Origin of the sequence: Nocardioides pelophilus (assembly GCF_014180685.1) — a bacterium.
Lineage (GTDB): Bacteria > Actinomycetota > Actinomycetes > Propionibacteriales > Nocardioidaceae > Nocardioides > Nocardioides pelophilus.
Window position 1 is genome coordinate 22,642 of record NZ_JACEHF010000039.1, and the last position, 3,619, is coordinate 26,260.

Sequence of the window (3,619 nt, forward strand, 5' to 3'; positions counted from 1 at the left end):
CGCCGATGATGTTCGGGCGCACGACGTACAACCACACCCCGAGCGACCTGAAGCACTACTGCATGGCCCGCAACAACGTGCTCAACCTCCGCGACTACCGCGGCTGGCCGTTCGTGCTGATGTTCTGGCTGAAGACCCTCTGGTTCTACCTGTTCACCCGCCGGCAGCCCGGCCGGATCGTGATGAGCGCGCGGGCGGCGTACGCCGGGCTCCGCGGCGACTTCTCCGGCCACGAGAGGTACCTCTTGTGAGCGAGACCGTCGCGATCGTCGTGGTCACCTACAACCGCGCCGACCTGCTCGAGGGGATGCTGTCCGGCATCGCCCGGCTCGACCCGGCGCCGGACGCGGTGATCGTGGTCGACAACGCCAGCACCGACCGGACCGCCGACGTGCTCGCGGGCGCCCTGGTGCCCGGCCTCCAGGTGGTGACCAGCCCGGAGAACCTCGGCGGCGCCGGCGGTTTCCGGCTCGGCGTCGAGGTCGCCCACGCCCAGGGCTTCGACCGGATCTGGCTGATGGACGACGACGTGGTGCCGGCGCCGGACTGCCTCGGGGTGCTCCTGTCCTACGACGAGGACTGCCTGATGGCGGTCCGCGAGGACCCGCACGGCAACCTCGCCGAGTACGCCGCCACCCGGTTCGACCTCGACCACCCGTGGGTGATCAAGCCGAAGACGGACAGCATCGTCACCCGCTACCCGAACCGCGCGGCCATGCCGCCGACGGTCCCGCTCGAGAACGTCGCGTTCGAGGGCTTCCTCGTCCGCCGCCGGGTCGTCGACGAGATCGGGTTCCCCGACGGCAGCTTCTTCATCTTCTACGACGACTGCGACTACGCGATCCGCGCCCGCCGGGCCGGCTTCCGGATCCTCGCGGTGCGCGACGCCGTGCTCGTGCGCCAGCTCGACTTCGACCAGCAGCACGACCTCGGGAGCTGGAAGGGCTACTACATGTACCGCAACCTGTTCGCGGTGCACTTCCGGTACGGCGCCAACCGCGCGGTCCGCCTGAAGCCGTGGCTGATCGCGCTCGGGGTGGTGCTGCTCAGTCCGCTGCGGGGCGGTCGGGCAGAGGTGCGGAACGTGTCACGAGCGCTCCGGGATGCGCGCGGGATGAGGACGCTTCCGGGTCCGCCGGATTGAGCTTGAGCCGCCAGCCGTCGCGGTTGCCGGTCGCGATGCCGGCGAGCCACACGGCGAACGCGCCGAGGGCGATGCCGCCGATCACGTCGACGACGTAGTGCCAGCCGAGGTAGACCGTCGACAGCGCGGTCAGCCCGAGGAACACCCAGGCGGTGACCTGGATCCACCGCGGCAGGCCGACCAGCCGGGCGATCAGGCAGATCGTCATCATGATGCCGACGTGGAGCGACGCGAAGGCCGCGATCGTCTGGAGGGTGCCGGCAGCCCAGGGGTCGGCCATGACCGCGACCCGGTCGGTCCAGAGGCCCTCCTGCAGGGTGCTGTTGAACGTGTGCGGGAGGTCGGCGAACTCACGGGGCTCGGCGTAGATCGGGCCCAGGGTCGGCAGCAGGACGTAGATCAGGGCCCCGAGGCACCAGTCGACAGCGACCGCGGTGACGTACCACGAGCCCGCGCTGGTGTGCCGGGTCCACACCAGCGCGATCGCGATCGAGGTCGGCACCAGGACGATCCACACGACGTACACCGCGGACATCAGGTGCGCCATCAGGCCGGTGCCGAACCAGGCGTGCAGCACGTCGGCAGGGTCGTGGCCGGCGAACAGGAACCGGTCGACGTCGGCCATCGTGGCGTCCCAGCTGGCGCCGTTGACGAACGGGGCCATGCTCTTGATGTTGCGGAACGTCGCGTAGGTCAGGTACCACGCGACGACGCCGTTGATCGCGAACCACAGGTGGGACGACGGCCAGCGCTCGGCGACGACCTCCCGCCAGAGGCCGCCGATCGATCGGGGCGACCAGGAGGAGCGCAGCCGCGCCCGGTGGACGACCCGCGGGAGGATGTCGACCAGGATCGTGCCGAACACGATCAGCGGCATCCGGATGTAGCCCGGGAGGATGTCGTCGTCGGGATCGCGGATCGGCAGGTCCTCGACCACGGCCAGCACGACCATCGCCACCGCCATCACCGCTCCGGCCGCCCAGGCGAGCCAGAACTGTCGGGCCGCCTGGGGGAGGGCGCCGCCGTACCGGGTGTTCACGACACACAGCGTAATTCGCCCGTGCCGGAGAATTCGGGAGCCCCCCGGCCCCACGCTAGGATCGGCGATCGTGTCCACCCCTGAGCAGCTCCCCGATCTCGTCATCGTCGGTTCCGGATTCTTCGGCCTCACCGTCGCCGAGCGCTGCGCAGCAGAGCTCGACCTGAAGGTGCTCGTGCTGGAGCGCCGGTACCACCTCGGCGGCAACGCCTACAGCGAGTTCGAGCCCGAGACGGGGATCGAGGTGCACAAGTACGGCACCCACCTGTTCCACACCTCCAACGAGCGGGTCTGGGAGTACGTCAACCGGTTCACCGACTTCACGAACTACCAGCACCGGGTCTTCGGCAAGTACCAGGGCCAGGTCTACTCGTTGCCGATGAACCTGGCGCTGATCAACAGCTTCTTCGGTCGCAGCCACACGCCCGACGAGGCGCGCGCCCTCATCGCCGAGCAGTCCAGCGAGATCGACACCAAGGACGCCAAGAACCTCGAGGAGAAGGCGATCAGCCTGATCGGGCGCCCGCTCTACGAGGCGTTCATCAAGGGCTACACCGCCAAGCAGTGGCAGACCGATCCCAAGGAGCTGAGCGCGGACATCATCACCCGCCTCCCGGTCCGCTACAACTTCGACAACCGCTACTTCAACGACAAGTACGAGGGCCTGCCGGTCGACGGTTACACGGCCTGGCTGGAGCGGATGGCGGACCACCCGAACATCGAGGTCCGTCTCGACACCGACTTCTTCGACGTCGCCGACGACTACAAGGGCAAGGTCCCGATCGTCTACACCGGGCCCGTCGACGAGTACTTCGGCAACAGCGAGGGCCGTCTGTCCTGGCGCACCGTTGACCTCGAGGCCGAGGTCGTCGACGTCGACGACTACCAGGGCACCGGCGTCGTCAACGCCAACGACCCCGACGTGCCGTTCACCCGGGTGCTGGAGTTCAAGCACCTGCACCCCGAGCGCACCTACCTGCCCGGCAAGTCGGTCGTCGTCCACGAGTACAGCCGCTTCGCGGAGCCCGACGACGAGCCGTACTACCCGATCAACACCGCCGAGGACCGCGCGAAGCTCCTGAAGTACCGCGACCTCGCGAAGAAGGAGCCGATGGTCCTCTTCGGCGGCCGGCTCGGCACCTACAAGTACCTCGACATGCACATGGCCATCGGCTCGGCGTTGTCGATGTACGACAACAAGATCAAGCCACACTTCGCCGAGGGCGCCCCGTTCGCCAGCGGCGGCGTCGACGAGACCTGAGTCGTACGGCGCACGCGCGGCAGATAGGGCCGCGGGCGCGGCGTCTGGTTGGTTGCCTGGCTGGTGTCGGGGTTGATGTCGCTGCCGGGGCGCGGCGGGGGGTCCTGCGTCGCAAACCAGTCCGAGGGGGCGCTTCGCGCCGAGGCGGACGGCCAGCCCCATCCACGCTCCTCCG

At 68.7% G+C, this 3,619-nt stretch carries 3 protein-coding genes and 1 pseudogene; 3 read left to right on the top strand and 1 reads right to left on the bottom strand.

Annotation, left to right across the window (positions count from 1 at the left end; all coding sequences use genetic code 11):
- A pseudogene (locus H0488_RS09405) lies at nucleotides 1-251 on the top strand (glycosyltransferase family 2 protein); the annotation flags it as partial.
- Nucleotides 248-1,144, top strand: a complete 897-nt coding sequence (locus H0488_RS09410) for a glycosyltransferase family 2 protein (RefSeq protein WP_183099016.1) — start codon at nucleotides 248-250, stop codon at nucleotides 1,142-1,144. The pseudogene H0488_RS09405 and the gene H0488_RS09410, both read left to right, overlap by 4 nt.
- Here H0488_RS09410 and H0488_RS24980 read toward each other — a convergent pair.
- A complete protein-coding gene (locus tag H0488_RS24980) occupies nucleotides 1,047-2,183 on the bottom strand; it encodes a phosphatase PAP2 family protein (RefSeq protein ID WP_183099017.1) in 1,137 nt (378 codons plus the stop codon). The two genes, H0488_RS09410 and H0488_RS24980, sit on opposite strands and share 98 nt — an antisense overlap.
- Before the next feature lie 70 nt (nucleotides 2,184-2,253).
- Between H0488_RS24980 and glf the strand changes: the two genes are divergently transcribed.
- Nucleotides 2,254-3,444 (top strand): UDP-galactopyranose mutase, encoded by a 1,191-nt coding sequence (glf, locus tag H0488_RS09420; protein ID WP_183099018.1) that lies wholly within the window; start codon nucleotides 2,254-2,256, stop codon nucleotides 3,442-3,444.
- Nucleotides 3,445-3,619 lie beyond the last annotated feature (175 nt).